Below are 23,907 nucleotides of genomic sequence, written 5' to 3'. Positions count from 1 at the left end.
AAAGTAGCATAGCGACGGTTCGGCACATGCTACTTATTAACTGTGAAAGCGTTTGACTGCTTATTTTTGAGTTAACTGTTCCTTCAGCACTGTTCCTAGTCGTCCTATAACAATTGCTAACACAATCGCTATTACCAGAAACATCCAAGTTGGCATCATCATGATGATTTCCTTTAAGGGCTGTTGGTAAGGCTAATATATAGGCAGAGAATCACCGCACAGCTTAAAATTGTCTGACAATTTAAATATTTTGCCAATAAAATCCAATCCTGTCAGACAAGATTATTTTACCTACAAGATAAGATAATGAAATATTTGTATTTTATTGAATTTTAAAAAATAAGGTTGTCTAACAATTAGATCATTTTGGCCAATACTTTGAGTGATTTCCACTGTTTCAATGACAATTGATCGCGCCAAATAATCACCGGTTTTGCACGTGCATGCATAAAGTACACCACAATATACATTTGATGATCCAAAATATGGCTAATTTGAACACGTTGTACTGGGCGGTTCAGTCGTTGCAAAGACCAATCAGTTCCATCCAAATATTCTAGACTGGTGACGTGTAAATGCTTACGGAAAAACAGAACATAAACCACTAGCCCGATGAGAAAAAATATCCCCCAAAGCATGGGTGTTAGTAACTGATAAAGCAGCGTCATCAATACCGCAAAAATAAAAAACTGAAACGCATGCGATAAAAAACTGCGTTTCAGTTTGAATTGCCGATTATCCATGAACGTAATGTTTTAATTTTTGAATAAACGTTTTTAATTCAGGACGTGGCGGTTCACTAACTTCCATAAACCAATCCAACAAATCTGGATCTTCTGCAGCAACGAGTTCTGCAAACATGTCTTTTTCAGCTGCATCGGCTTGTAAATAGTAATTTTTGACGTAGGGATCAAAATAAACATCAATCTCTTTTAAACCACGACGTGCACGGTAGATCACTTTACGCTCTTCTAAGCTGATTTCATCAGTCATTGTCTTCCCCAATCGTTGAACCCGTCTAGTGTAACTCATCCACCCCATTGAAGTGGAGTGTTTTCACAGATTGACCGAATGCTTCATCGCATTTCCTGCTTTTGAATGTTCTGCACATTGCAGTCACTCGCTGCATCTTATAAGTTGAGACAAAGCCATAAAAATGAATAGGATATTCAAAATGCAATCTGGAGCGATTCGCCCACTCAACAACATGCTGCCACGTCAATTATTTAATGCAGAACATGATGCATTTCGTGAAACAGTACGAAAATTTTATGAAAAAGAAGTTGTGCCCAATATCGAAAAATATGAAAAACAACAACATGTAGACCGTGACTTATGGAATAAAGCCGGTGCCATGGGCTTGCTTTGCCCGACCATGCCCGAAGCTTATGGCGGCTATGGTGTAGACCGACTCTATAGCATGATTCTGATTGAAGAGCAGGCCTATGCCATGGACTCCTCTACTGGCTTTTCACTGCATTCCGACATCGTGGCCAATTATATTCATAACTTTGGCAATGAAGAACAAAAGCTGCATTGGCTGCCGAAAATGGCTTCTGGCGAAACCGTGACTGCCATTGCAATGACCGAACCGGGCACAGGTTCAGACCTACAAGCCGTACGCACAACTGCTACAGAAGATGGTGATGACTATATTATTAATGGGTCAAAAATTTTTATCACCAATGGCTATTTATGTGACATGGCGATTGTGGTCTGTAAGACAGGCAATAGTGAAAAAGGCTCAGCTAATTTATCGCTAATTATCGTCGAGGCAGATCGCGTCGGTTTTAGTAAAGGCAAACCTTTAAACAAAATTGGCATGAAAGGTCAGGATACCTGTGAACTGTTCTTTGATAATGTCCGCGTCCCTAAAAGCAACTTACTCGGCATGCAAGGTATGGGCTTTATGATGCTGATGAAGGAATTGGCTTGGGAGCGCATGTTGGTTGCGATTATTTGCCAAGCCGGTGCAGAAGCAGCCTTTGCGCACACAGTTCAATACACCAAAGAACGTAAGGCATTTGGCAAAACGGTATCAAGTTTCCAAAACACCCGTTTTAAATTGGCAGAACTACGTACTGAAATCGATTTTTGTCGAGCTTATCTAGATCGCTGTATGGAACTACAACTTGAGGAACAGCTCGGTATTGACGCTGCAGCCGCTGCTAAATACAAAATTTCAGAAATGTTTTCCAAAGTCGTGGATGAATGTCTGCAGTTGCATGGTGGCTATGGCTATATGCTTGAATATCCAATTGCACGGGCTTATATCGACAATCGAGCCAATCGTATTTATGCAGGTACCAATGAAATTATGAAAGAGCTGATTTCCCGCTCTTTATAACAACAAAGCCCATCATCTGATGGGCTTTTTTCATTCTTTCGATATCAACTTAAATCATTCACAAAATCACAGATCAGTGCAGTGGCCAATGCGGGTTGCTCTTTATGCGGCATGTGATGAAGCCCTTCCAAAATCTCTAGTTCAGCATCACCTTGTATACCCGAAAAAAGTTTCTGAGCTTGTGCTGTCGTCCCGTATTCATCCAGTTCTCCATGGATGATCAAGCTTGGACACTGTACTTTTCCAACATATTGCTCGAGGTTCCATTGACGAAAACTCGGTGAGAGCCAAGTTTCAGTCCAAGCATCCAAAACCCATTGGGCTTTATCCCCATGATATTTAGCCAAGCGTTCAAGTTGTCCCAGCTGCGCAAACCCTGTTTTAGCTTCACGTATACCCGATAATGTCAGTTCTTCCACTTCATACTGTGCTGCTATGGTGATCAGACCTCGACATTGTTCAGTATATTCACTGGCAATCACGACAGACATTCCCCCACCAACACTATGTCCCATCACGATAAACTGTTGAATGGAATAATGTTGAAGTAGCACCTTAAAGCCCTGCTGTGCTTCGGCATAGACAAAATCAGTACTTAATACATCAGGATTTGCTGACGAACGACCAAAACCCAACCGATCATAAGCAATCACCTTTCTGCCAGACTCAGCAGCCAATTGCGCAGGAAAATCACGCCACAAATCCACACTCCCCAGTGAATCATGCATCAATATAATCGGGGCCAAAGTTACATCTTTATCTGCTGTTTCAGGCTGCCAAGCTTTGGTATATAGCTCATAAGCATTTAATTTTATAAATTCTGAATGTTCTTGAATATTCACATTAACCCTGTGTACTTTTCCTTATTTTCAACATGATATATTTTTCAACAAATAAAGCGCATCAAATAAAACCCTAAAGTCACTCATCTAAAGCAAAAAAAAGGAGCATGATGCTCCTTTTTCTATAACTGACTTAAGAAACTAATCTGGGTTTAGCCGCCACTTGATCTGACTTTTTTTCAAATTTCAGCACTCCATCTTCAAATGAAGCATGCTTTAATTCTTTACGATCTGCCAAATAGTTGTTACTGACTTTCCACGGTGCATGTTTACCCTGTTTTGGCATCACATCCGCTGCACGTGCAATATAGCCTGACGTCAAACTTCCCATTACGGTATCTTCTAACAACTCGGTCGCATCGCCTTGTGGAATCACTTGGTTATAACCATTTTGATCCATATAGTTAATCAATTTACAGATGTATTCAGAAGCAATATCGACTTTTAATGTCCATGAAGCATTAATATAGCCAATAATCATCGCCATATTGGGTACATCACTGACCATCACGCCACGGTACAACATATGTTTAGAGGTATTTAATGGCTGTCCATCAATTGTGGCACTGATCCCGCCTAAAATTTGAATATTTAGACCTGTAGCTGAAATTACTACGTCCGCATCAAGATGCTTGCCTGATTTCAATTGAATGCCATTTTCAGTAAAACTTTCAATTTGATCGGTTTCAACAGATGCACGGCCTTCACGTAAAATTTTAAACAAATCACCATCTGGCACCACACAAAGGCGCTGATCCCAAGGATTGTAATCTGGGGTAAAGTGCTTCATATCCACTTTACCTTTCAATTGTAACTCAATTGATTTTAATAAAAACTTACGTAGTAATTTAGGTTGCTTTTGTGCAACAGCATAAACAGCCCGTTGGACACCGATATTTCGTGCACGGGTCAGTTTATAAGCAACATCTTCAGGTAATACTTTACGCATTTTGTCATAAATGATGTCAATAGAAGGCACTGAGGCAATATATGTCGGAGAGCGCTGTAGCATAGTCACATGCCCTGCACCGCCTTTTGCCATAGCTGGCACAAGGGTAATTGCTGTTGCGCCACTACCAATAATGACCACTTTTTTACCTGCGTAATTAAAATTTTCAGGCCAATGTTGTGGATGAATGAAGGTACCTTTAAAGTTTTCCTGCCCTTTAAACTCAGGCTGGAACCCTTGGTCGTAATTATAATAACCCGTACAGCCAAAGACGAAATTTGCAACCCAGGTTTGTTGTTTCTTCTTCGCATCTTCAATAACAACAGACCATTTACGAGTTTGTGAATCGTAATTCGCACTCACAACACGGTGCTGAAAATGAATTTTTTCTTTAATCTTATATTCATCAATCACTTCAGAAAGATAGCCTTTGATCGAAGGACCGTCTGCAAGCACACTAGATTTTTTCCACGGCTTAAAATTAAAGCCAAAAGTTGACATGTCCGAATCAGAACGAATACCCGGATATTTAAAAAGATCCCATGTACCACCGAAACTTTCACGACGTTCAATAATTTCAAATGAACGATTTGGACAATTTTTTGAAAGATGCGCAGCCAAACCTACACCGGAGATCCCTGCACCTACAATGAGAATATCAACTTGTTTTTCCATGTTGTTCTTTTAACCTATCTTAGATTTATATTTATTAAATCACATTTTTGACAATGCACAATGTCAAGTTTAAGCAAAAGGCGTTTTATTTTTATCTTTTAAGGACAAATTGAATTATTGTCTAACAATATACAGCTAACACAAAACTGCAGGCATTAAAAAAGGTCGGTTAAAAACCGACCTTTTTTAGAACAACGTACGCTGCTCTTCACGAAATTAGTTAACTTCGCGATCTACTAGCTCAACGTAAGCCATCGGTGCAGCATCACCTGCACGGAAGCCCGCTTTAAGAACACGTAGATAACCGCCGTTACGCTCTTTGTAACGAGGGCCAAGAACGGTAAATAATTTACCAACAGTTGCAGCTGAACGAGTACGAGCAAACGCTAAACGACGGTTTGCTACAGAATCGACTTTAGCTAAAGTGATTAAAGGCTCAGCAACACGACGTAATTCTTTTGCTTTAGGAACAGTAGTTTTAATTAACTCATGTTCGAACAAAGAATTAGCCATGTTTTGGAACATCGCTTTACGATGACTGCTTGTACGGCCTAATTTCACACCACTATTACGATGACGCATGGTGATAGTCCTACTTAATTAACGGCTACGATAAGCAAAGCGATCGTCCATGCGGAGGCTAGCCGGTGGCCAGTTCTCTAAACGCATGCCCAATTGCAAGCCTTTCGATGCCAGAACATCTTTAATCTCAGTCAACGATTTTTTACCTAAGTTAGGAGTTTTAAGCAACTCAACTTCAGTACGTTGAACAAGATCGCCAATGTAGTAAATATTTTCTGCTTTCAAACAGTTAGCAGAACGAACAGTAAGCTCTAGATCATCTACTGGACGAAGCAAAATCGGATCAACTTCTTCACGAGGCTCTTGAGCAACTGGTGCTTGATCTTTCTGAAGATCAACAAAAATTGCAATTTGTTGTTGCAAGATTGTTGCCGCTTTGCGGATTGCTTCTTCAGGATCAACAGTACCGTTGGTTTCAAGATCAATGATCAATTTATCAAGGTCAGTACGTTGTTCTACACGAGCGTTTTCCACTGTATAAGACACACGTTTGATTGGGCTGTAAGAAGCATCTAATTGTAAACGACCCACTGGGCGAGTTTCGCCTTCAGGGAAGCGTGAATCAGAAGTCTCATAACCACGACCTTGAGAAACTTTCAGGCGCATTTTTAATGAGCCAGAAGCACTTAAAGTACCGATCAAATGTTCAGGGTTAACCACTTCAACATTGTGTGGTAAACGAAGATCAGCGGCTGTAACGTCGCCAGGACCTTGTTTTTCCAATGTCAGATAAGCTTCATTTTGATCGAACAGCTTAATAGACAATCCTTTTAGGTTCAGCAAGAGCTCGACGATGTCCTGCTGCAAGCCTTCCAAAGTACTGTACTCGTGCTCGACACCTTCAATCTCTACTTCAACCACGGCTGCGCCAGGTAAAGAAGACAAAAGGATACGACGTAAAGCATTACCAAGAGTATGACCAAAGCCACGCTCTAATGGTTCTAGAATAACTTTTGCCGAGGTCCCGCTTGCCGCTTCGACCTTGATCGCTTGCGGAGTTAGAAACTCATTTGCAGTACGCGTCATTATTGCTACCTCAAGGATTATTTAGAATACAATTCTACAATCAAGCTTTCGTTGATTTCAGCAGGTAAATCAGAACGATCTGGTGCAGCTTTGAACGTACCTTCCAATTTAGAATGATCAATTTCAATCCAAGCTGGAATGCCACGTTGAGTCGCTAACTCAACTGCGTTTTTGATACGCAATTGTTGTTTAGCACCTTCGTGAACTGCAACAACGTCACCAGCTTTAACTTGGATAGACGCGATGTTAACACGACGACCATTTAAAGTGATTGAACGGTGAGATACAAGCTGACGAGCTTCTGCACGTGTAGAACCAAAACCCATGCGATAAACAACGTTATCTAGACGGCTTTCAAGAAGTTTCAACAAGTTTTCACCTGTTGCGCCTTTAACACGAGCAGCTTCTTTGTAGTAGTTACTAAATTGACGCTCTAAAACACCGTACATACGACGTACTTTTTGTTTTTCACGTAATTGTAGTGAGTACTCAGATTGTTTGCCGCCACGAGCGCCACCATGTTGGCCAGGTGCTTTAGCAGCTTTTTTTGTTTTGACGTCAAATGGTTTAACGCCAGATTTTAATTGCAGGTCTGTCCCTTCGCGGCGAGAGAGTTTGCATTTTGGACCAATATAACGAGCCATGAATGTTTCTCCTTACACGCGACGTTTTTTAGGTGGACGGCAACCGTTGTGCGGGATTGGCGTCACATCGGTAATGCTGTTAATTTTATAACCCACTGCACCTAAAGCACGAACCGCAGATTCACGACCTGGACCAGGACCTTTTACAAGGACGTCCAAGTTTTTCAAACCGTAATCTAAAGCAGCTTTACCAGCAACTTCAGCAGCTACCTGAGCAGCAAACGGAGTTGATTTACGTGATCCACGGAAGCCTTGTCCACCAGAGGTAGCCCAAGCCAGTGCATTACCTTGACGATCGGTAATAGTCACAATGGTGTTATTAAAAGAAGCGTGAATGTGTGCAACACCTTCAGAGACGGTACGAGTGACCTTCTTGCGTGTGCGAGTATCTTTAGCCATCTTTTAGCTTCCAGAAATCTTATTTCTTAATAGGTTTGCGCGGACCTTTACGGGTACGTGCGTTAGTTTTGGTGCGTTGACCACGGACAGGCAAGCTGCGACGATGACGAAGACCGCGGTAGCAGCCTAAATCCATTAAACGTTTAATGTTCATGGAAATTTCGCGACGTAAATCACCTTCGGTAGGAACCTTAGTAACTTCTGCACGAATCGCATCAAGCTGAGCGTCATCTAATTCACGAATTTTAGTTGTTGGTGCAATACCAGCAGCAGCTAAGATAGCTTTTGCAGTGTGGCGACCAATACCAAAAATGTACGTTAGAGAGATAACAGCATGCTTGTTATCCGGAATGTTTACACCGGCAATACGAGCCATTCAATTTTCTCCAAAAAGGCAGTTAAGATAATCAACCGCCCGACAAAATCTTTGAGGGGCGGATAATAACCTAATTAGCCTACTGAAATCAACAGGTCTTGATCAGATTAACCTTGACGCTGCTTATGACGAGGTTCTGCGCTGCAAATTACGCGAATAACCCCATTACGACGGATAACTTTACAGCTACCACAAATTTTCTTTACAGAAGCTTGAACTTTCATAATGAAACCTCTAAGTGCGCTTATCCTTTCGGATGAGCAGTCGTTTTACGCATTAACGATTGATTGTCATATTGATGCGATGTGAGATGAGCTTGAAGCTGAGCCATAAAGTCCATCACCACCACCACTACGATCAGTAAAGACGTACCACCTAAGCTAAATGGAATACCAAATGAACTTTGTAGAATCATCGGCATTAAACAGATGATTGTGATATAAACCGCGCCAATAAAAGTCAAACGATTCAAAATATGATCTAAATAGCGTGCAGTTTGCTCACCAGGACGAATACCCGGTACATAAGCACCACTACGTTTTAAATTCTCTGACACTTCTTTCGGGCTAAATACTAGCGCAGTATAGAAGTAACAGAAGAAGATAATTAATGCGCCAAATAGCACCAAATACATCGGTTGACCCGGCGACAATACGAGTGCCAAATCTTGTAGGCCACGTTTAATCACGCCAGCATTTGGATCTGCGCTGCCTACCCATTGCCCTAAGCTCGCTGGGAACAATAGCAATGAACTAGCAAAAATTGCAGGAATCACACCCGCCATATTAATTTTTAATGGCAAATGTGTTTGCTGGGCAGTAAATACACGACGACCTTGTTGTTTTTGAGCATAGTTTACCGGAATACGACGCTGCGCCTTCTCAATAAACACAATTGCTGCTAACACTGCAACAGACAGCAATGCAAAAATTGCAAGACCAATTAAACTTGATTGGCCATTATCTACTGAGGTTAAAGATTGCAGAACCAAGTTCGGCAAACCAGCAACAATACCAGCGAAGATGATCATGGAAATACCATTCCCTACTCCACGCTCTGTAATTTGCTCACCTAACCACATCAGGAACATTGTACCTGCAACTAAAGAAGTTACAGCAGGAACGTAAAAAGCAAGTCCACTAGTCAAAGTAATATTTTGACTAATCAGACCTGCACACATCCCAACAGCTTGCACAAGTGCAAGAAACAATGTGCCTTGTCGCGTATATTGATTGATCTTACGCTTACCTTGTTCGCCTTCTTTCTTTAAAGCTTCCAGCGAAGGAACAACCGTAGACATTAACTGCACAATAATCGATGCAGAGATATACGGCATAATCCCAAGAGCAAGAATTGACATACGCTCTAATGCACCACCTGAGAACATGTTAAACAAACCAAGGATCGTACCTTGGTTTGCATTAAACAGATTCTCTAGTGCGGCATTGTTAATGCCCGGTACTGGAATATGTGCTCCCAGTCGAAAAACCAACAACGCCCCGATGAGGAACATCATACGGCGGATAATTTCACGATATTTCACATGAAAAGGCTGGCCTTTCATCATGTTAACATGACCTGTCGAACTAGGAGTCATAGACACTGGGGATTACTCCTCGACTTTACCGCCAGCAGCTTCAACAGCAGCTTTAGCGCCTTTAGTCAATGCAACACCTTGAACAGTGAACGCACGAGTAATTTCACCAGAAAGTACGATACGTGCACGTAACATATCTTTACGTACAACATTAGCAGCTTTTAAAGTTTCAAGAGACACGATGTCACCTTCAACTTTAGCGAGTTCTGATAAACGTACTTCAGCAGTTTTCAAAGCCATTTGGCTAGTGAAACCGAATTTAGGTAAACGACGATATAACGCAGTTTGACCACCTTCGAAACCAGGACGTGTACCACCGCTCTTACGTGAGTTTTGACCTTTGACACCACGGCCACCAGTCTTACCAACGCCAGAACCGATACCACGGCCTAAACGTAGGTTGTCACGCTTAGCACCTTCTGCAGGTGCAATTGTATTTAAACGCAGAGTCATGGCTTATTCCTCTACACTAACCATATAGTAAACTTGGTTGATCATACCACGGTTAGAAGGCGTATCTTGCACTTCAACTGTATGACCAATACGACGCAGACCTAAACCTTTAAGGCTAAGCTTGTGATTTTTCAAGCGATGCGATGAAGATTTAGTCTGGGTAACTTTAATCGTTTTCATGATTGATTACCCTTGAATTTGTGCTACTGATAAACCACGTTTCGCAGCAACTTTCTCAGGAGAAGTCATATCACGCAAACCGTTAAAAGTTGCGTTTACTACGTTAGCAGCGTTAGTAGAACCATAACACTTAGTTAATACGTTACGTACACCTACAGCTTCTAAAACTGCACGCATAGCGCCACCAGCAATTACACCAGTACCTTCAGAAGCAGGTTGCATGTAAACGCGGCTTGCACCGTGACGAGCATTGATAGGGTGCTGAACAGTACCGTCAACAAGGTCAACATTAATCATGTTGCGACGAGCAGCTTCAAGTGCTTTAGAAATAGCAGCTGGAACTTCACGTGCTTTACCACGACCAAAACCTACGCGACCATTACCATCACCCACAACAGTTAATGCTGTGAAAGAGAAGATACGACCACCCTTAACAACTTTGGCTACACGATCAACGGCAACCAGCTTTTCAACAAGACCTTCGTTTTGTTCAACTTTAGCCATGATTAGAACTCCAAGCCGTTTTCACGAGCAGCATCAGCCAAGGCTTTGATACGACCATGATATTTGAAACCAGAACGGTCAAATGCAACTTTAGTTACACCAGCCGCTTTAGCACGTTCTGCAATTAAAGCACCAACTTTCTGAGCCGATTCAACGTTACCAGTAGTACCAGCACGTAGAGTAGCGTCTAAAGTAGAAGCTTGCGCTAATACTTTGCCACCATCTGCAGAGATAACTTGAGCATAGATGTGACGCGGAGTGCGGTTTACACACAAACGAGTCGCACCCAATGCACGGATGTGCAAGCGTGTGCTTTTCGCACGACGCAAACGGGATTGTTTCTTTTCGTTCATAAGAACCTCGCGCCTTATTTCTTCTTAGCTTCTTTACGAAGTACAACTTCATCAGAATAACGAACACCTTTACCTTTATAAGGCTCTGGCGGACGGTAACCACGGATTTCTGCAGCAACTTGACCTAATTTAGCTTTATCAGCTGATTTAAGTACAATTTCAGTTGCAGTAGGAGTTTCTGCAGTTACACCTTCAGGAAGGTTGTAGTCGATCGGGTGAGAGAAACCAAGGTTAAGGTTAACAATGTTACCTTTAACCGCAGCTTTATAACCAACACCGATAAGCTGTAACTTACGTTCGAAACCTTCGTTAACACCTTTTACAAGGTTGTTAAGCACAGCGCGAGCAGTACCAGCCTGCATCCAAGCATCTTTAGATTCAGCTTTAGGAGCAATAACTAGAGTACCGTCTTCCTGTTTTAGCTCGACCAGCGCATGCAGGTTGAAAGACAATGTACCTTTGCTGCCTTTCACTTCGACCTGCCGGCCGTTCTGAGTAACTGTAACACCGTTAGGTACAGTTACTGGGGCTTTAGCCACACGAGACATGAGGAATCACCTATTAAGAAACAAAAGCAATAACTTCACCACCGATACCTGCAGCACGTGCAGCGCGATCAGTCATGATGCCTTTGCTTGTAGAAACAATTGCAATACCTAAACCTTGCTTAACGCTAGGAAGTGCATCTTTACCGCGATATTGACGTAGACCAGGACGGCTTACGCGTTTCACAGTATCGATAACTGGTTTGCCTTCGAAATATTTTAAAGTAATCGTTAAAGTCGCTTTGCCTTCATTGTCAGCAACAGCTACATCAGCGATATAACCTTCTTGTTGAAGTACGTTAGCAATCGCAACTTTCAACTTTGAGTTTGGCATAGAAACAGTTTGTTTCTTTGCCATTTGTGCGTTACGAACACGTGTTAGCATGTCGGCAACGGTATCTTGCATACTCATTTATAGTGCTCCTTACCAGCTTGCCTTAACAACGCCCGGTACATCACCTTGCATTACTGTTTCACGTAATTTGTTACGGCTTAAACCGAACTTACGGAAGTAACCATGAGGACGACCAGTTAAACCACAACGGTTACGTAGACGTACTGGAGACGCATTACGTGGTAATGCTTGAAATTTCATCATCGCTTCGAAACGTTCTTCGTCTGATGCATTTACGTTTGCGATAATTGCTTTTAATTCAGCACGTTTCGCAGCGTATTTAGCAACAGTAGCTTCGCGTTTCAATTCGCGATTAATCATACCTTTCTTAGCCATATCGACCTCTTATTTGAACGGGAAGCCGAATGCACGCATAAGCGCACGGCCTTCGTCATCGGTGCGAGCAGTCGTAGTGATGGTAATATCCATACCACGAATACGATCAATCTTATCAAAATCGATTTCAGGGAACATGATTTGTTCCTTAAGACCCATTGAGTAGTTACCACGACCATCAAATGATTTCGCAGAGAAACCACGGAAGTCACGGATACGAGGGATCGCGATAGAGATCAAACGGTCTAAGAATTCGTACATACGTTCGCCACGTAAAGTAACTTTACAGCCGATCGGCCAACCATCACGGATTTTAAAACCAGCGATAGATTTACGAGCTAAAGTAAGTACTGGTTTTTGACCAGCAATTGCTTGCATATCAGAAAGAGCGCCATCTAACAATTTCTTGTCAGCTGATGCAGCACCAACACCCATGTTGATGGTAATTTTTGTAATGCGAGGGATATCCATCACATTCTTAACGCCCAATGTTTCTTTTAATTGAGCCTTAAGTTCGTCGTTGTAACGCGTTTTAAGTCTGGCCATTGCCTAGTCAACCTATTACTTCGCTACCGCCACTGATTCACCATTAGATTTGAATACGCGAGTTTTCACGCCTTCAATCACTTGGTAACCAACACGGTCAGCCTTTTGGGTTGTAGCATTAAAAATTGCCACGTTAGAGATATGAAGCTCAGCTTCTTGAGTTACGATGCCGCCTTCAGCGCCAGTAGCTCGGTTAGGCTTTTGATGCTTCGTTACCAAGTTAAGGCCTTCAACCTTAACACGGTCATTTGAAACAGACAAAACAGTACCTTGTTTGCCTTTTTCTTTACCTGCGATCACAATTACTTGATCGCCCTTTTTAATCTTAGCCATGAGTGCCTCTTATAGAACTTCAGGAGCCAATGAAATAATTTTCATGAACTGTTCAGTACGAAGTTCACGAGTCACTGGTCCGAAAATACGAGTTGCAATCGGCGCTTTGTTGTTGTTCAAAATAACAGCTGCGTTATCATCGAAACGAATAACTGAACCATCTGCACGACGGATGCCGAATTTTGTACGTACAACTACAGCATTCATCACGTCACCTTTTTTAACACGTGCGCGTGGAATAGCTTCTTTTACAGTAACTTTAATAATGTCGCCAACAGAAGCATAACGACGATGTGAACCACCAAGTACTTTAATACATTGTACGCGGCGAGCACCACTGTTGTCTGCTACGTCGAGCATACTTTCGGTTTGAATCATTGCCCTACTCCAAAACCGAGCATCACCGGTCGCAATTTCGAAAGGCTCAAAGAGTACTCGAAATTGACCGATGATGCAAGAACGTTTAATTACTCAGCAGCAGCTTCAACAACTTCAACTAAAGTCCAAGACTTAGTTTTAGACATTGGGCGGCTTTCTTTGATGCTTACTACGTCGCCAACTTTAGCAACATTGTTTTCATCATGAGCGTGTAATTTAGTTGAACGGCGGATTAATTTGCCATACAACGGGTGTTGAACGCGGCGTTCGATAAGAACAACGATAGACTTGTCCATCTTGTCGCTAACTACTTTACCGGTTAACGTGCGAACTGTTTGTTCACTCATTGTCCGTTCCCCTGTTTTTCGGTAAGGAGGGTCTTAATACGAGCAATTGTCTTACGAGTAAGCGCAACTTCGTGCGATTTACCCAATTGACCAGTTGCTTTCGCCATACGAAGACGGAATTGGTTAAGCTGTTGCTCATCAAGCAAAGCTGTCAACTCTTCTACCGACTTTTCACGTAGATCATTAGTTTTCATTACATTACCGTCCGAGTCACGATAGTGGTTTTAAACGGAAGTTTTGCAGCAGCAAGCGTAAACGCTTCGCGAGCAAGTTCTTCGTTAACACCATCAATTTCGTACAAGACTTTACCTGGTTTGATTTGGCAAACCCAGTATTCCACAGAACCTTTACCTTTACCCATACGAACTTCTAATGGTTTTTCAGTAATTGGTTTGTCTGGGAAAACACGGATAAAGATCTTACCACCACGTTTAATACGACGGCTGATTGTACGACGCGCTGCTTCAATTTGACGTGCTGTCATTTGACCACGTTCAACTGATTTAAGTGCAATAGTACCAAAAGATACTGAGCTACCGCGATGTGCTAGACCAGTGTTACGGCCTTTTTGCACTTTACGGAATTTAGTACGTTTAGGTTGTAACATGGATTATTCTCCTTTTTCAGCAGAACGATCATTGCGACGACCACGACGCTCTTGACCTTCACCACGACCACGGCCACGTTTAGCTGGACGTTCTTCAGCTGGAGCTGGGTTCATGACTTGTTTCATGCCGCCCAAGATCTCACCACGGAAGATCCATACTTTAACGCCGATCGTACCGTAAGTAGTCTCAGCACGCATAGTAGCATAGTCGATGTCAGCACGAAGAGTATGAAGAGGTACACGACCTTCACGATACCATTCAGTACGAGCAATCTCAGCACCACCTAGACGGCCTGAAACTTCTACTTTGATACCTTTAGCACCAGCACGCATAGAGTTTTGAACCGCACGCTTCATAGCACGACGGAACATTACACGTTTTTCTAATTGAGAAGCGATTGCTTCAGCAACTAAACGAGCGTCTAAATCTGGGCGATCGATTTCGTTGATACTTACTTGCGCAGGAACACCCATAATGGCTGTTAATTCGCGTTGTAATTTCTCAATGTCTTCGCCTTTTTTACCGATCACGATACCAGGACGTGCAGTGCTAATAGTTACTTTAGCTGCGCCTGTAGGGCGTTCGATAAGAATATTGCTCACCATCGCATTCTTAAGTTTTTTAGTTAAAAACTCACGAACTTGAAGATCTTTTAGCAAATATTCAGCATATTGTTTCGGATTCGCATACCAGTTAGCGTTATGACGTTTCACAACACCTAGGCGGATACCGATTGGATGAACCTTCTGACCCATATCAAACCCCTACCTTAACGGTAATGTGACAAGTACGCTTAGTAATACGATCTGCACGGCCTTTAGCACGTGGCAAAATACGTTTCAGGCTCATGCCTTCATCAACGTAGATCGTAGAAACTTTAAGGTCGTCTACATCTAAACTGTTATTGTGTTCAGCGTTTGCAATCGCAGATTCCAATGCTTTTTTAACTAAAACTGCAGCTTTTTTGTTGCTGAAGTTTAAGATATTCAAAGCATGCGCAACAGATTTGCCGCGAATTAGGTCTGCAACCAAACGTGCTTTTTGTGCCGAGATAGCGGCACCGCGTAATTTAGCAGTTACTTCCATCATAGCACCTATTAACGTTTAGACTTCTTGTCAACACCGTGACCACGATAGGTACGAGTTGGCGCGAATTCACCTAATTTATGACCAACCATATGCTCAGATACAATCACTGGAACATGGTTACGGCCATTGTGTACAGAAATTGTTAGACCAACAAAATCCGGTAAGATCATCGAACGACGCGACCAAGTTTTGATCGGCTTACGGTTATTAGCCGCGATAGCCGCTTCAACCTTAGCGAACAAGTGCGCATCGACGAATGGGCCTTTTTTCAGAGAACGAGGCATTGTCAGATTCCTTTACTTGTTACTTAACGCGACGGTCGCGAATGATCATCTTAGTCGTACGCTTGTTGGTACGTGTTTTGTACCCTTTAGCTTTTTGACCCCATGGACTTACAGGTTGAATACCTTTGTTACGTCCTTCACCACCACCATGTGGATGGTCTACTGGGTTCATCGCCATACCACGTACGGTAGGACGAACGCCACGCCAGCGTGATGCACCTGCTTTACCAAGTGAACGAAGGTTGCTTTCTGAGTTAGAAACTTCACCTAACACAGCACGGCATTCAACGTGTACTTTACGCATTTCGCCTGAACGAAGACGAATGATAGCGTAAGAACCGTCACGACCCAACAATTGAGCAGATGTACCAGCAGAACGTACTAATTGTGCGCCTTTACCGATTTTAAGCTCGATGTTGTGAAGAGTAGAACCGATAGGCATGTTGCGAAGTGGCAAGCAGTTACCTGGACGGATTGGAGCATCGTTACCAGACTGAACTTGATCACCAGCGCGAAGGCCTTTAGGTGCAATAATATAGCGACGTTCACCGTCAGCATATTTCAATAAAGCAATATGAGCTGTACGGTTTGGATCGTATTCAATACGCTCAACTACAGCTGGGATGCTGTCTTTGTTACGTTTGAAGTCTACGATACGGTAGTGCTGTTTATGACCACCACCAACGTGACGAGTTGTAATGTGACCGTTGTTATTACGACCGCCAGTACGTTTTTTAGCTTCAACCAACGGAGCATATGGCGCGCCTTTGTGAAGGTGGTTATGAACCACTTTCTCTACAAAGCGACGTCCTGGAGACGTTGGCTTACATTTTTGAATCGGCATAATTTTCGTCCTTATTCCGCTGCGTTTTCAGCGGTATCGCCCAAGTCAGCCATTTCAACATCTTGGCCAGCTTTCAGGGTGACGTATGCTTTTTTAACATCAGAACGACGTCCTAATGTTTTACCAAAGCGTTTAGTCTTACCTTTAGTGATCGTTGTGTTAACTTTAACAACTTGAACACCAAATAGTTGCTCAACAGCTTTTTTGATTTCAAGTTTGTTTGCATCTAGTGCAACTTTGAACACTTGAACACCAGCAGTTTCGCCTAAAACTTGTGCTTTTTCTGAGAATACAGGTCCTTGTAGGACTTGATAGATACGTTCGTTGTTCATCCGAGTTCTACCTCAATTTTCTTAGCAGCAGCAACAGACATAACAACTTTATCGAACGCGATCAAGCTAACAGGATCGATTGCAGCAGCATCAACCACATCAACGTGTGGAATGTTGCGAGCAGCAAGATACAAGTTCTCATCAACAGCATCTGTAACGATTAATGCACGAGGTGCATTCAAGTCGTTAAGTTTTGCAAGCAATTCTTTAGTTTTTGGAGCTGCAACAGCAATCTCTTCAACTAAAACAAGGCGATCTTGACGAACAAGCTCAGCCAGGATGCATTGCATAGCACCGCGATACATTTTACGGTTTACTTTTTGAGACCAGTCTTGTGGACGAGCAGCAAAAGTTTTACCACCGCCAACCCAGATTGGGCTACGAATAGAACCAGCACGAGCGCGGCCAGTACCTTTTTGACGGAAAGGTTTTTTACCACCGCCAGAAACGTCAGCACGTGATTTTTGCGCTTTAGAACCTTGACGACCACCAGCTAAGTAAGCTGTAACAACTTGGTGTACAAGAGCTTCGTTAAAATCACGACCAAACGCAACTTCAGATAACTCAACAGCAGAGCCGGAAACAGTATTTAAATTCACGTTATTTCCCCTCAGGCCTTGATAGTAGGACGAACAGTAACGTCGCCACCAGTAGCACCAGGAACCGCGCCTTTAACAACTAGAACTGAACGTTCTGCGTCGATAGCAACGATTTCAAGACCCTGTGTAGTTACACGTTCAGCACCTAAGTGACCAGGCATTTTTTTGCCTTTGAACACGCGACCAGGAGTCTGGTTTTGACCTGTAGAACCGATAACACGGTGAGATACAGAGTTACCATGTGTAGCGTCTTGAGTACGGAAGTTCCAACGCTTAACACCACCTTGGAAACCTTTACCTTTAGATGTACCAGTAACGTCAACAATTTGACCCACTGTAAACACATCTACACCGATAGTTCCGCCAACTTCACGACCTTCAAGATCAGCTTCTGTAGCGCGAAATTCTTGAACTAGACGACCAGCAGCAACACCAGCTTTCGCAAAGTGACCTTTCTGAGCATTAGTTACGCGAGATTCGCGACGTTCACCAGTAGTGATTTGAATCGCTTGATAACCATCAGTTTCAAGCGTTTTGATTTGTGTGATGCGGTTAGGATCAACCTCAATCACTGTTACAGGTACAGAAACACCAGCATCTGTAAAGATACGTGTCATACCGCACTTGCGACCGACTAAACCAATAGCCATGTGCATAAACCTCTAAAAAAGCGGCCTAATTAACTTAGAGCGTTAATTAACCGAAAGCCTTAACCCAAAGCGATCTGAACATCAACACCAGCTGCAAGATCTAACTTCATCAATGCATCAACAGTTTTATCTGTAGGTTGAACGATGTCGATCAAACGTTTGTAAGTGCGGATCTCGTATTGGTCACGCGCATCTTTGTTAACGTGTGGTGATGTTAAAACGTTAAAACGTTCGATACGTGTAGGCATCGGGATTGGACCACAAACTTGTGCACCAGTACGTTTTGCTGTTTCTACGATTTCTTGAGCTGATTGATCAATTAGACGGTGATCAAAAGACTTAAGACGGATACGAATTCTCTGGTTAGACATACCAGTTAACTCCAAGCCAAATATATAAAGAATCACCCTTGACGCATCTCACCCCACTTTAAAAGAGGCAAGTGTCAAGAGCAGTGAAATATCACTAAGGTCACGATCGATGCCGTGACTGTCACGATGTTAACTACTTTATTCGTAGCTAACCCCCTTCATCAAAGGGTCGCCCATTATAGCTATTGTTTAATGCATAAGCAAATCCCTTTTGCTGTTTTTCTTATATTTTTCATTTTTTATGCAAGATCAATTGCTTAACTTTTAATCAACAGGCATTATTTCTTAATACATACTCTATTGCTTGGTTTAGTATTTGATTTCCCTCAATAAATTTGTTTTTTTCGCTTTTCCGCAGATCATGTACTGGCTGTACATGTGTTCCTGAAAAATATGCCACTTCTTCATCATTTTCCAAAAATAAATCGAGTACTTCAGGGGTAATTTCAGGATGAAATTGAAAGCCCAAAACATTTTGTCCAATTTGATACATTTGATTACGACATGCATCATTTTCCGCCAGTAATACCGCTCCTTTGGGAATTTCAAATGTTTCACTGTGCCACTGCATGACTTTAAACTCTTCCGGTAGTTTGAAACAGCCATGCGGTACGTTAGCGACCTTACGGATGGTCGTCCAACCCAATTCTTGTTGTGCATTTCGACTCACCGCACCACCCAAAGCATTAGCAATCAATTGCCCACCTAAGCAAAGCCCGATTGCGGGTTTTCCGAGTGCTAAATAGCGTCGCAGCCATCGTTTTTCTATTTTTAACCATGGGAAATTTGCCTCATCATTTACGCTCATGGCCCCACCCATGATGATGAGTAAATCTACATCTTCAACATGCGGCAAAGCCTCGAGATCTAAGGCTTGATCGACAGGTAATGCAAAGAATTCTGTGGCCGTAATTTTGGCCTGATGCTGTTTTAAAAATTCATAACAACTGCCGAACCCTTCGCCAGCAATATGCTGAAAATAATGTACTTTTAAATGCGACTTCATGCGCTAAACCTATTATTGTTGCTCTGATATCGGTTTTGCAAGAATGAAGCCAACTTTGCTTTTCACTTAATTTTCTATACAAAAGCATCGTAAATCCATGCGTTTTAGTCGTATTCTTTTGAACATTCATTATTATTTTGATCATTTCAGAGCGCCAAGTGAAAAAGAATCCTCAAACTGAACTCATTCATGCACCAAGAAAGGCACCGCAATACATCAATAGTGTTCAACCTCCCCTGTTTCGTGCATCCACTATAATTTTCGAAAATACAGATGCGCTATTTAATCGCCATTGGACTGATGATTATGACTATAGCTATGGCACACATGGTACCCCCACGACATTTACCCTAGGCGATCAGATTGCTCAGATTGAAGGTGGCTTGTATCACTTACTCGCACCAAGCGGTTTATCTGCAATTAATTTGGTCAATTCATGTTTTTTAAGTCAAGGGGATGAAGTGTGGGTCGCAGATAATATCTATGGCCCAAATATGGACCATTTACGCAATTTAGAAACCCGCTATGGCATCGTGGTCAAGGTTTATAACCCTATTGATGTCGATTCATTTAGCCCTTCAGCGCAAGCCAAGCTTATCTGGTTAGAAGCGGCGGGTTCTGTCACTTTAGAGTTTCCAGATTTAGTCGGCTTGGTCAAAAAAGCTCAAGCGCATAACATTCTCACTGCACTGGACAATACGTGGGGCGCAGGACTTGCCTTTAATGCTTTTGATTTTAGTGCTGAGCACCTGGGTGTCGATATCAGTGTGCATGCCTTGACCAAATACCCAAGTGGCGGTGGCGATATTTTAATGGGCTCGGTAATTACACGAGATAAAAAGCTTCATCACAAACTGTTTCGTGCGCACGCCATTCAAGGCATTAGCATCTCTGGTGATGATGCCGCGCAAATACAACGCAGTCTGCCTTCAATGCGCCTGCGCTATGAACACCAGTCCCAAAGTGCTTTAACTGTATTGAATTGGCTAAAACAACAGCCAGCCTTTGTACAGGTTTTACATCCTGCCGATGAAGCTTCCGCAGGACATCAGTATTGGAAAGAAATTTGTACAGAACAACACAGTGCCGGCTTGGTCAGCGTGGTATTTAATGAAAAATATAGCTTGCAAGATGTACGCCGTTTTTGCGATGCGCTGAAACTATTTAAACTCGGTTTTAGCTGGGGTGGCCCAGTCAGTTTAGTCATGCTATATAACTTAAAAGATATGCGTATACTCGAACATTCACACATTCAAGCTGGCTTACTTGTTCGCTTTTGTATAGGACTAGAACATCCTGCAGATTTAATACAAGATATAGAAAACGCACTACAACATTTAAATAAACAGCAACTCGAATAAATACAGGAACATCTATGGGTACACCAATAATTATTGGCAAAAAAACACAAGACACCACACAGGATGTGGTGCTTCATTCACAATTTGCAAACCGCCATGGTTTGATTGCTGGGGCCACAGGTACTGGTAAGACGGTGACGTTGAAGGTGTTGGCAGAAAGTTTTTCTCGGCTGGGTGTACCTGTATTTTTAGCTGATGCCAAAGGGGATGTTTCTAGCCTTGCCAAAGCAGGTGAAAGCAATCCTAAGTTTGACGAACGAATTAAAAGTTTAAATATCGAGAGCATTCCTTTTGCTGCCTCCCCAGTGGTGTTTTGGGATTTGTTCGGTGAACAAGGACATCCCATTCGCACCACCATTTCTGAAATTGGCCCACTGCTCCTTGCCCGAATTCTCAACTTAAATGACACGCAAGAAGGTGTGTTATCTGCGGTCTTTCGTATTGCCGATGATCAGGGCTTATTGCTCATCGACTTTAAAGACTTAAAAGCCATGATCAGCTACGTCAGTGAACATGCAGCAGAATTTAAAAATGAATATGGCAATTTATCACCTGCAAGCTTAGGTGCAATTCAACGTAATTTGCTCGCATTGGCAGATCAAGGTGGTGACAAGTTTTTTGGTGAGCCTGCGCTCAATATCATGGATTTCATTCAAACGGATGAGCAAGGTCGTGGCAACATCAACCTGCTCGCAGCCGACAAGTTAATGAATACCCCTAAGCTCTATGCGACTTTCTTACTTTGGATGCTGTCAGAACTATTTGAACAATTGCCCGAAGTTGGAGATATGGATAAACCCAAACTGGTGTTCTTCTTCGATGAAGCGCATTTATTATTTGATAATGCCAGCCCTGCTTTACAAGAAAAGATTGAACAAGTGGTTCGTCTGATTCGCTCTAAAGGGGTCGGCATTTACTTTGTAACGCAAAATCCACTTGACTTACCTGAAAGTGTTTTAGGCCAACTGGGTAACCGCGTTCAGCATGCGCTACGTGCATTTACCCCGAAAGATCAGAAAGCTGTTAAGACGGCAGCAGATACTTTCCGAGCCAATCCTGCGTTTAAAGTCGATCAAGTAATTACGGAACTGGCTGTAGGTGAAGCACTGATTAGCTGTTTAGATGAACAAGGCACACCACAAATCGTTGAACGTGCTTGGGTGATGCCACCCTACTCTTCATTTAGCCCAATTGCTGTAGAAGAACGCAAAGCACTCATGGCAAATAGCGTTGTTGCAGGTGTGTATGACACCGAAGCAGACCGTGAAAGTGCCTATGAACTTTTACAAAATAAAGTGGCGGAGCGCCAACAACAAGCCGTCCAAGCGGAACAAGATAAAATACAAGCCAAAGAACAAGAAGCGTTAGCCAAACAACAAGCCAAAGAAGCAGATGCACTCGCCAAACAGCAAGCGCGTGAACAAGAACGACTTGCACGCGAACAACAAAAAGAAGCTGAGCGTTCAGCCAAACAACGTGAAAAACTGATTCAAGACACGGTAGGAACTTTTGCAAAAAGTGCTGCACGCAGCTTGGGTGGGTCGACAGGTCAGAAAATCGTACGCGGTTTGCTAGGTTCACTGTTTGGTAAAAAATAATTCGCCATTACGATTATCTATGCTGAATTTATGGGATATTTTAATATCCCATATTTTTTTTATGGTTTTTACTAAAACATGTATTGCGCGGATGTATTTAAAAATGTATTTTAAATACATCTTATAAATAACAGCCATGAGAGATCAGCTATGACTCCGCAGCAAATTGACCTAGTAAAAGCTACTGTTCCTGTTCTACGTGAAAATGGTGTCGCGCTGACTGGTTACTTCTATAATCGTATGTTGGGCAATAACCCTGACCTCAAAGAAACCTTTAACATGGGACATCAGCGCAGCGGTGCTCAGGCACAAGCCTTGGCGGGTGCTGTATTGGCTTATGCTGAAAATATTGAGGACCCATCTGTACTTTTACCAGTTGTAGAATTAATTGCGCATAAACATGTGAGTCTTAACATTCAAGCTCCAGACTATAATATTGTCGGCGAAAATTTGCTGCACTCGATCAGTGAAGTATTAAGCATTTCAATGGAAGATCCACTGATTGCAGCTTGGGCAGCAGCATATGGACAATTGGCAGACTTGTTTATCAGCACTGAAAAAGCGATTTATGAGCAACATCAGCAAACTAAAGGCAGTTGGTTAGGTTGGCGTAATTTCAAAATCGCGAAAAAAGTGGCTGAAAGTGATGAAATCACCTCATTCTACCTTGAGCCTTCTGATGGTGGTGATTTACCAAAATATGAAGCAGGTCAGTACATCTCTGTACGTGTATTGGTCGATGAGCTGGGTCTAAAACAACCACGTCAATATACACTGTCTACCAGCCCACAAGACAACTACTTACGTATCTCTGTAAAACGTGAAGATCAGAAAGGTGACTTGGTTCCAGGTTGGGTATCAAATACACTGCATGGCTTGGAGATCGGTTCAGAAATCGAAGTGTCTGCACCAACAGGTAATTTCTTCCTGATTGATTCACAAAAACGCAATGTCTTTATCAGTGGTGGTGTAGGTCTAACACCAATGATTGCGATGCTGAATCAGTTGGTGACTTTAGACATGCCACAACCTGTAACCTTTATCCATGCCTGCCGTAGCAAACAAGTGCATGCAATGCATAAACACATTCAGGATTTGGAAGCAAAATACCCACGTCTTAGCACTTTTACAGCGTATGAGTTCCCTCATGCTAATGATAAATTAGGTGAAGATTATGATGCTGCTGGTCGTCTAGACTTAGGCAGCATGGATACTGCACTGTTACCGATCAATGCGGATTATTACCTTTGCGGTCCAATGCCATTTATGGCTGAACAACAGAAAGCTTTAATTGCTCGTGGTATTCCTGCTAGCAATATTCACAGCGAAGCTTTCGGCACTGGTGGTGTAAAACACTAA

General features: G+C 42.5%; 37 protein-coding genes. 4 read left to right on the top strand and 33 right to left on the bottom strand.

The genetic code is table 11. The features are described from left to right. Positions 1–356 precede the first annotated feature (356 nt). Complete coding sequence (locus FTU62_RS14365; protein WP_111885419.1) at positions 357–743, bottom strand: hypothetical protein; 387 nt, start codon at positions 741–743, stop codon at positions 357–359. After that, a complete protein-coding gene (locus tag FTU62_RS14360) occupies positions 736–993 on the bottom strand; it encodes a succinate dehydrogenase assembly factor 2 (protein WP_078189264.1) in 258 nt (85 codons plus the stop codon). Before FTU62_RS14360 ends, FTU62_RS14365 begins: the two co-directional genes overlap by 8 nt. A 181-nt stretch (positions 994–1,174) precedes the next feature. Here FTU62_RS14360 and FTU62_RS14355 point away from each other — a divergent pair, with 181 nt between their 5' ends. Continuing rightward, positions 1,175–2,347, top strand: coding sequence for an acyl-CoA dehydrogenase family protein (locus FTU62_RS14355; protein ID WP_168379120.1), 1,173 nt, complete (start codon positions 1,175–1,177; stop codon positions 2,345–2,347). Between the two features lie 44 nt (positions 2,348–2,391). Here FTU62_RS14355 and FTU62_RS14350 read toward each other — a convergent pair whose 3' ends face one another. The 31 genes from FTU62_RS14350 to FTU62_RS14200 form a co-directional block, all read right to left on the bottom strand. Continuing rightward, on the bottom strand, positions 2,392–3,189 hold the full coding sequence (locus FTU62_RS14350; RefSeq protein WP_373886371.1) for an alpha/beta fold hydrolase: 798 nt from the start codon (positions 3,187–3,189) through the stop codon (positions 2,392–2,394). Between the two features lie 133 nt (positions 3,190–3,322). Beyond that, positions 3,323–4,813, bottom strand: a complete 1,491-nt coding sequence (locus FTU62_RS14345) for an NAD(P)/FAD-dependent oxidoreductase (RefSeq protein ID WP_180103015.1) — start codon at positions 4,811–4,813, stop codon at positions 3,323–3,325. A gap of 216 nt (positions 4,814–5,029) precedes the next feature. Continuing rightward, complete coding sequence (rplQ, locus tag FTU62_RS14340) at positions 5,030–5,395, bottom strand: 50S ribosomal protein L17 (protein ID WP_005012953.1); 366 nt, start codon at positions 5,393–5,395, stop codon at positions 5,030–5,032. Between the two features lie 18 nt (positions 5,396–5,413). After that, positions 5,414–6,421: a DNA-directed RNA polymerase subunit alpha gene (locus tag FTU62_RS14335; protein WP_004650465.1), complete on the bottom strand. Its 1,008-nt coding sequence runs from the start codon at positions 6,419–6,421 to the stop codon at positions 5,414–5,416. A gap of 17 nt (positions 6,422–6,438) precedes the next feature. Then, positions 6,439–7,065 (bottom strand): 30S ribosomal protein S4, encoded by a 627-nt coding sequence (gene rpsD / locus FTU62_RS14330; protein ID WP_078189268.1) that lies wholly within the window; start codon positions 7,063–7,065, stop codon positions 6,439–6,441. A gap of 12 nt (positions 7,066–7,077) precedes the next feature. After that, positions 7,078–7,464 carry a 30S ribosomal protein S11 gene (gene rpsK / locus FTU62_RS14325; RefSeq protein WP_001040166.1) on the bottom strand — a complete coding sequence of 129 codons (387 nt, stop codon included), beginning with the start codon at positions 7,462–7,464 and terminating at the stop codon, positions 7,078–7,080. A gap of 19 nt (positions 7,465–7,483) precedes the next feature. Then, complete coding sequence (gene rpsM / locus FTU62_RS14320) at positions 7,484–7,840, bottom strand: 30S ribosomal protein S13 (protein ID WP_078189269.1); 357 nt, start codon at positions 7,838–7,840, stop codon at positions 7,484–7,486. Between the two features lie 107 nt (positions 7,841–7,947). After that, positions 7,948–8,064, bottom strand: a complete 117-nt coding sequence (gene rpmJ / locus FTU62_RS14315; RefSeq protein ID WP_000867907.1) for a 50S ribosomal protein L36 — start codon at positions 8,062–8,064, stop codon at positions 7,948–7,950. 20 nt (positions 8,065–8,084) lie between these two features. Next, entirely contained in the window at positions 8,085–9,404 is a 1,320-nt protein-coding gene (gene secY, locus FTU62_RS14310; protein ID WP_171263746.1) for a preprotein translocase subunit SecY, read from the bottom strand. Positions 9,405–9,449: 45 nt separating this feature from the next. Then, positions 9,450–9,890 carry a 50S ribosomal protein L15 gene (gene rplO, locus FTU62_RS14305; RefSeq protein ID WP_078189271.1) on the bottom strand — a complete coding sequence of 147 codons (441 nt, stop codon included), beginning with the start codon at positions 9,888–9,890 and terminating at the stop codon, positions 9,450–9,452. Between the two features lie 3 nt (positions 9,891–9,893). Continuing rightward, the gene (gene rpmD, locus FTU62_RS14300) at positions 9,894–10,070 is read right to left on the bottom strand and encodes a 50S ribosomal protein L30 (RefSeq protein ID WP_005012961.1); all 177 of its coding nucleotides are present in this window, start codon (positions 10,068–10,070) and stop codon (positions 9,894–9,896) included. A 6-nt stretch (positions 10,071–10,076) separates the two neighbouring features. Next, positions 10,077–10,574 carry a 30S ribosomal protein S5 gene (gene rpsE, locus FTU62_RS14295; RefSeq protein WP_180103014.1) on the bottom strand — a complete coding sequence of 166 codons (498 nt, stop codon included), beginning with the start codon at positions 10,572–10,574 and terminating at the stop codon, positions 10,077–10,079. A 2-nt stretch (positions 10,575–10,576) separates the two neighbouring features. Then, a complete protein-coding gene (gene rplR / locus FTU62_RS14290; protein WP_067762903.1) occupies positions 10,577–10,927 on the bottom strand; it encodes a 50S ribosomal protein L18 in 351 nt (116 codons plus the stop codon). Positions 10,928–10,941: 14 nt separating this feature from the next. Beyond that, on the bottom strand, positions 10,942–11,475 hold the full coding sequence (rplF, locus tag FTU62_RS14285) for a 50S ribosomal protein L6 (protein ID WP_078189272.1): 534 nt from the start codon (positions 11,473–11,475) through the stop codon (positions 10,942–10,944). 13 nt (positions 11,476–11,488) lie between these two features. Continuing rightward, on the bottom strand, positions 11,489–11,884 hold the full coding sequence (gene rpsH, locus FTU62_RS14280; RefSeq protein WP_078189273.1) for a 30S ribosomal protein S8: 396 nt from the start codon (positions 11,882–11,884) through the stop codon (positions 11,489–11,491). 12 nt (positions 11,885–11,896) lie between these two features. Continuing rightward, on the bottom strand, positions 11,897–12,202 hold the full coding sequence (rpsN, locus tag FTU62_RS14275) for a 30S ribosomal protein S14 (RefSeq protein WP_067762906.1): 306 nt from the start codon (positions 12,200–12,202) through the stop codon (positions 11,897–11,899). Positions 12,203–12,211: 9 nt separating this feature from the next. Next, positions 12,212–12,748, bottom strand: coding sequence for a 50S ribosomal protein L5 (gene rplE, locus FTU62_RS14270; protein ID WP_067762907.1), 537 nt, complete (start codon positions 12,746–12,748; stop codon positions 12,212–12,214). Positions 12,749–12,763: 15 nt separating this feature from the next. Beyond that, entirely contained in the window at positions 12,764–13,081 is a 318-nt protein-coding gene (gene rplX / locus FTU62_RS14265) for a 50S ribosomal protein L24 (RefSeq protein WP_078189274.1), read from the bottom strand. Between the two features lie 9 nt (positions 13,082–13,090). Continuing rightward, on the bottom strand, positions 13,091–13,459 hold the full coding sequence (rplN, locus tag FTU62_RS14260; RefSeq protein WP_005012978.1) for a 50S ribosomal protein L14: 369 nt from the start codon (positions 13,457–13,459) through the stop codon (positions 13,091–13,093). Positions 13,460–13,548: 89 nt separating this feature from the next. Then, complete coding sequence (gene rpsQ, locus FTU62_RS14255) at positions 13,549–13,806, bottom strand: 30S ribosomal protein S17 (protein WP_078192456.1); 258 nt, start codon at positions 13,804–13,806, stop codon at positions 13,549–13,551. After that, the gene (gene rpmC, locus FTU62_RS14250; protein ID WP_005012982.1) at positions 13,803–14,000 is read right to left on the bottom strand and encodes a 50S ribosomal protein L29; all 198 of its coding nucleotides are present in this window, start codon (positions 13,998–14,000) and stop codon (positions 13,803–13,805) included. The genes rpsQ and rpmC overlap by 4 nt, the downstream gene beginning before the upstream one ends. Beyond that, positions 14,000–14,413: a 50S ribosomal protein L16 gene (gene rplP, locus FTU62_RS14245; protein WP_068909575.1), complete on the bottom strand. Its 414-nt coding sequence runs from the start codon at positions 14,411–14,413 to the stop codon at positions 14,000–14,002. Before rplP ends, rpmC begins: the two co-directional genes overlap by 1 nt. Positions 14,414–14,416: 3 nt before the next feature. Beyond that, positions 14,417–15,169, bottom strand: coding sequence for a 30S ribosomal protein S3 (gene rpsC, locus FTU62_RS14240; RefSeq protein WP_078189277.1), 753 nt, complete (start codon positions 15,167–15,169; stop codon positions 14,417–14,419). A gap of 1 nt (position 15,170) precedes the next feature. Then, the gene (rplV, locus tag FTU62_RS14235) at positions 15,171–15,500 is read right to left on the bottom strand and encodes a 50S ribosomal protein L22 (RefSeq protein ID WP_035265103.1); all 330 of its coding nucleotides are present in this window, start codon (positions 15,498–15,500) and stop codon (positions 15,171–15,173) included. 11 nt (positions 15,501–15,511) lie between these two features. Further along, positions 15,512–15,787, bottom strand: coding sequence for a 30S ribosomal protein S19 (rpsS, locus tag FTU62_RS14230; RefSeq protein ID WP_004281508.1), 276 nt, complete (start codon positions 15,785–15,787; stop codon positions 15,512–15,514). Positions 15,788–15,806: 19 nt separating this feature from the next. Beyond that, entirely contained in the window at positions 15,807–16,631 is an 825-nt protein-coding gene (rplB, locus tag FTU62_RS14225; RefSeq protein WP_078189278.1) for a 50S ribosomal protein L2, read from the bottom strand. A gap of 11 nt (positions 16,632–16,642) precedes the next feature. Continuing rightward, positions 16,643–16,963: a 50S ribosomal protein L23 gene (gene rplW / locus FTU62_RS14220; RefSeq protein WP_005012992.1), complete on the bottom strand. Its 321-nt coding sequence runs from the start codon at positions 16,961–16,963 to the stop codon at positions 16,643–16,645. Beyond that, on the bottom strand, positions 16,960–17,562 hold the full coding sequence (gene rplD / locus FTU62_RS14215; protein ID WP_078189279.1) for a 50S ribosomal protein L4: 603 nt from the start codon (positions 17,560–17,562) through the stop codon (positions 16,960–16,962). The genes rplW and rplD overlap by 4 nt, the downstream gene beginning before the upstream one ends. 11 nt (positions 17,563–17,573) lie before the next feature. Next, entirely contained in the window at positions 17,574–18,212 is a 639-nt protein-coding gene (gene rplC / locus FTU62_RS14210; protein WP_078189280.1) for a 50S ribosomal protein L3, read from the bottom strand. Positions 18,213–18,271: 59 nt separating this feature from the next. Continuing rightward, positions 18,272–18,583 (bottom strand): 30S ribosomal protein S10, encoded by a 312-nt coding sequence (gene rpsJ / locus FTU62_RS14205; RefSeq protein ID WP_000070912.1) that lies wholly within the window; start codon positions 18,581–18,583, stop codon positions 18,272–18,274. 268 nt (positions 18,584–18,851) lie between these two features. Further along, positions 18,852–19,589 (bottom strand): type 1 glutamine amidotransferase, encoded by a 738-nt coding sequence (locus FTU62_RS14200; RefSeq protein WP_078192457.1) that lies wholly within the window; start codon positions 19,587–19,589, stop codon positions 18,852–18,854. Between the two features lie 158 nt (positions 19,590–19,747). Here FTU62_RS14200 and FTU62_RS14195 point away from each other — a divergent pair, with 158 nt between their 5' ends. The 3 genes from FTU62_RS14195 to hmpA all read left to right on the top strand — a co-directional run bounded on the left by FTU62_RS14195 (position 19,748) and on the right by hmpA (position 23,907). Then, entirely contained in the window at positions 19,748–20,950 is a 1,203-nt protein-coding gene (locus tag FTU62_RS14195; protein WP_180103013.1) for a PLP-dependent transferase, read from the top strand. 14 nt (positions 20,951–20,964) lie between these two features. Next, positions 20,965–22,548: a helicase HerA-like domain-containing protein gene (locus FTU62_RS14190; RefSeq protein ID WP_180103012.1), complete on the top strand. Its 1,584-nt coding sequence runs from the start codon at positions 20,965–20,967 to the stop codon at positions 22,546–22,548. Between the two features lie 150 nt (positions 22,549–22,698). After that, positions 22,699–23,907 carry an NO-inducible flavohemoprotein gene (gene hmpA / locus FTU62_RS14185; RefSeq protein WP_078192460.1) on the top strand — a complete coding sequence of 403 codons (1,209 nt, stop codon included), beginning with the start codon at positions 22,699–22,701 and terminating at the stop codon, positions 23,905–23,907.

The sequence above is a fragment of the Acinetobacter sp. YH12126 genome (assembly GCF_013418745.1).
GTDB classification, from domain to species: Bacteria; Pseudomonadota; Gammaproteobacteria; order Pseudomonadales; family Moraxellaceae; genus Acinetobacter; species Acinetobacter amyesii.
Note: the sequence above shows the minus strand (reverse complement) of the source record. Positions and strands in the feature narration are given on the sequence as shown.

What these genes read in the sequence shown, in the direction of transcription:
- FTU62_RS14365 (WP_111885419.1), bottom strand. Translation starts at nt 743, where the DNA reads ATGGATAATCGGCAATTCAAACTGAAACGCAGTTTTTTATCGCATGCG.
- FTU62_RS14360 (WP_078189264.1), bottom strand. Translation starts at nt 993, where the DNA reads ATGACTGATGAAATCAGCTTAGAAGAGCGTAAAGTGATCTACCGTGCA.
- FTU62_RS14355 (WP_168379120.1), top strand. Translation starts at nt 1,175, where the DNA reads ATGCAATCTGGAGCGATTCGCCCACTCAACAACATGCTGCCACGTCAA.
- FTU62_RS14345 (WP_180103015.1), bottom strand. Translation starts at nt 4,813, where the DNA reads ATGGAAAAACAAGTTGATATTCTCATTGTAGGTGCAGGGATCTCCGGT.
- rplQ (WP_005012953.1), bottom strand. Translation starts at nt 5,395, where the DNA reads ATGCGTCATCGTAATAGTGGTGTGAAATTAGGCCGTACAAGCAGTCAT.
- FTU62_RS14335 (WP_004650465.1), bottom strand. Translation starts at nt 6,421, where the DNA reads ATGACGCGTACTGCAAATGAGTTTCTAACTCCGCAAGCGATCAAGGTC.
- rpsD (WP_078189268.1), bottom strand. Translation starts at nt 7,065, where the DNA reads ATGGCTCGTTATATTGGTCCAAAATGCAAACTCTCTCGCCGCGAAGGG.
- rpsK (WP_001040166.1), bottom strand. Translation starts at nt 7,464, where the DNA reads ATGGCTAAAGATACTCGCACACGCAAGAAGGTCACTCGTACCGTCTCT.
- rpsM (WP_078189269.1), bottom strand. Translation starts at nt 7,840, where the DNA reads ATGGCTCGTATTGCCGGTGTAAACATTCCGGATAACAAGCATGCTGTT.
- rpmJ (WP_000867907.1), bottom strand. Translation starts at nt 8,064, where the DNA reads ATGAAAGTTCAAGCTTCTGTAAAGAAAATTTGTGGTAGCTGTAAAGTT.
- secY (WP_171263746.1), bottom strand. Translation starts at nt 9,404, where the DNA reads ATGAAAGGCCAGCCTTTTCATGTGAAATATCGTGAAATTATCCGCCGT.
- rplO (WP_078189271.1), bottom strand. Translation starts at nt 9,890, where the DNA reads ATGACTCTGCGTTTAAATACAATTGCACCTGCAGAAGGTGCTAAGCGT.
- rpmD (WP_005012961.1), bottom strand. Translation starts at nt 10,070, where the DNA reads ATGAAAACGATTAAAGTTACCCAGACTAAATCTTCATCGCATCGCTTG.
- rpsE (WP_180103014.1), bottom strand. Translation starts at nt 10,574, where the DNA reads ATGGCTAAAGTTGAACAAAACGAAGGTCTTGTTGAAAAGCTGGTTGCC.
- rplR (WP_067762903.1), bottom strand. Translation starts at nt 10,927, where the DNA reads ATGAACGAAAAGAAACAATCCCGTTTGCGTCGTGCGAAAAGCACACGC.
- rplF (WP_078189272.1), bottom strand. Translation starts at nt 11,475, where the DNA reads ATGTCTCGTGTGGCTAAAGCCCCAGTAACTGTACCTAACGGTGTTACA.
- rpsH (WP_078189273.1), bottom strand. Translation starts at nt 11,884, where the DNA reads ATGAGTATGCAAGATACCGTTGCCGACATGCTAACACGTGTTCGTAAC.
- rpsN (WP_067762906.1), bottom strand. Translation starts at nt 12,202, where the DNA reads ATGGCTAAGAAAGGTATGATTAATCGCGAATTGAAACGCGAAGCTACT.
- rplE (WP_067762907.1), bottom strand. Translation starts at nt 12,748, where the DNA reads ATGGCCAGACTTAAAACGCGTTACAACGACGAACTTAAGGCTCAATTA.
- rplX (WP_078189274.1), bottom strand. Translation starts at nt 13,081, where the DNA reads ATGGCTAAGATTAAAAAGGGCGATCAAGTAATTGTGATCGCAGGTAAA.
- rplN (WP_005012978.1), bottom strand. Translation starts at nt 13,459, where the DNA reads ATGATTCAAACCGAAAGTATGCTCGACGTAGCAGACAACAGTGGTGCT.
- rpsQ (WP_078192456.1), bottom strand. Translation starts at nt 13,806, where the DNA reads ATGAGTGAACAAACAGTTCGCACGTTAACCGGTAAAGTAGTTAGCGAC.
- rpmC (WP_005012982.1), bottom strand. Translation starts at nt 14,000, where the DNA reads ATGAAAACTAATGATCTACGTGAAAAGTCGGTAGAAGAGTTGACAGCT.
- rplP (WP_068909575.1), bottom strand. Translation starts at nt 14,413, where the DNA reads ATGTTACAACCTAAACGTACTAAATTCCGTAAAGTGCAAAAAGGCCGT.
- rpsC (WP_078189277.1), bottom strand. Translation starts at nt 15,169, where the DNA reads ATGGGTCAGAAGGTTCATCCAATCGGTATCCGCCTAGGTGTTGTGAAA.
- rplV (WP_035265103.1), bottom strand. Translation starts at nt 15,500, where the DNA reads ATGGAAGTAACTGCTAAATTACGCGGTGCCGCTATCTCGGCACAAAAA.
- rpsS (WP_004281508.1), bottom strand. Translation starts at nt 15,787, where the DNA reads ATGCCTCGTTCTCTGAAAAAAGGCCCATTCGTCGATGCGCACTTGTTC.
- rplB (WP_078189278.1), bottom strand. Translation starts at nt 16,631, where the DNA reads ATGCCGATTCAAAAATGTAAGCCAACGTCTCCAGGACGTCGCTTTGTA.
- rplW (WP_005012992.1), bottom strand. Translation starts at nt 16,963, where the DNA reads ATGAACAACGAACGTATCTATCAAGTCCTACAAGGACCTGTATTCTCA.
- rplC (WP_078189280.1), bottom strand. Translation starts at nt 18,212, where the DNA reads ATGGCTATTGGTTTAGTCGGTCGCAAGTGCGGTATGACACGTATCTTT.
- rpsJ (WP_000070912.1), bottom strand. Translation starts at nt 18,583, where the DNA reads ATGTCTAACCAGAGAATTCGTATCCGTCTTAAGTCTTTTGATCACCGT.
- FTU62_RS14200 (WP_078192457.1), bottom strand. Translation starts at nt 19,589, where the DNA reads ATGAAGTCGCATTTAAAAGTACATTATTTTCAGCATATTGCTGGCGAA.
- FTU62_RS14190 (WP_180103012.1), top strand. Translation starts at nt 20,965, where the DNA reads ATGGGTACACCAATAATTATTGGCAAAAAAACACAAGACACCACACAG.
- hmpA (WP_078192460.1), top strand. Translation starts at nt 22,699, where the DNA reads ATGACTCCGCAGCAAATTGACCTAGTAAAAGCTACTGTTCCTGTTCTA.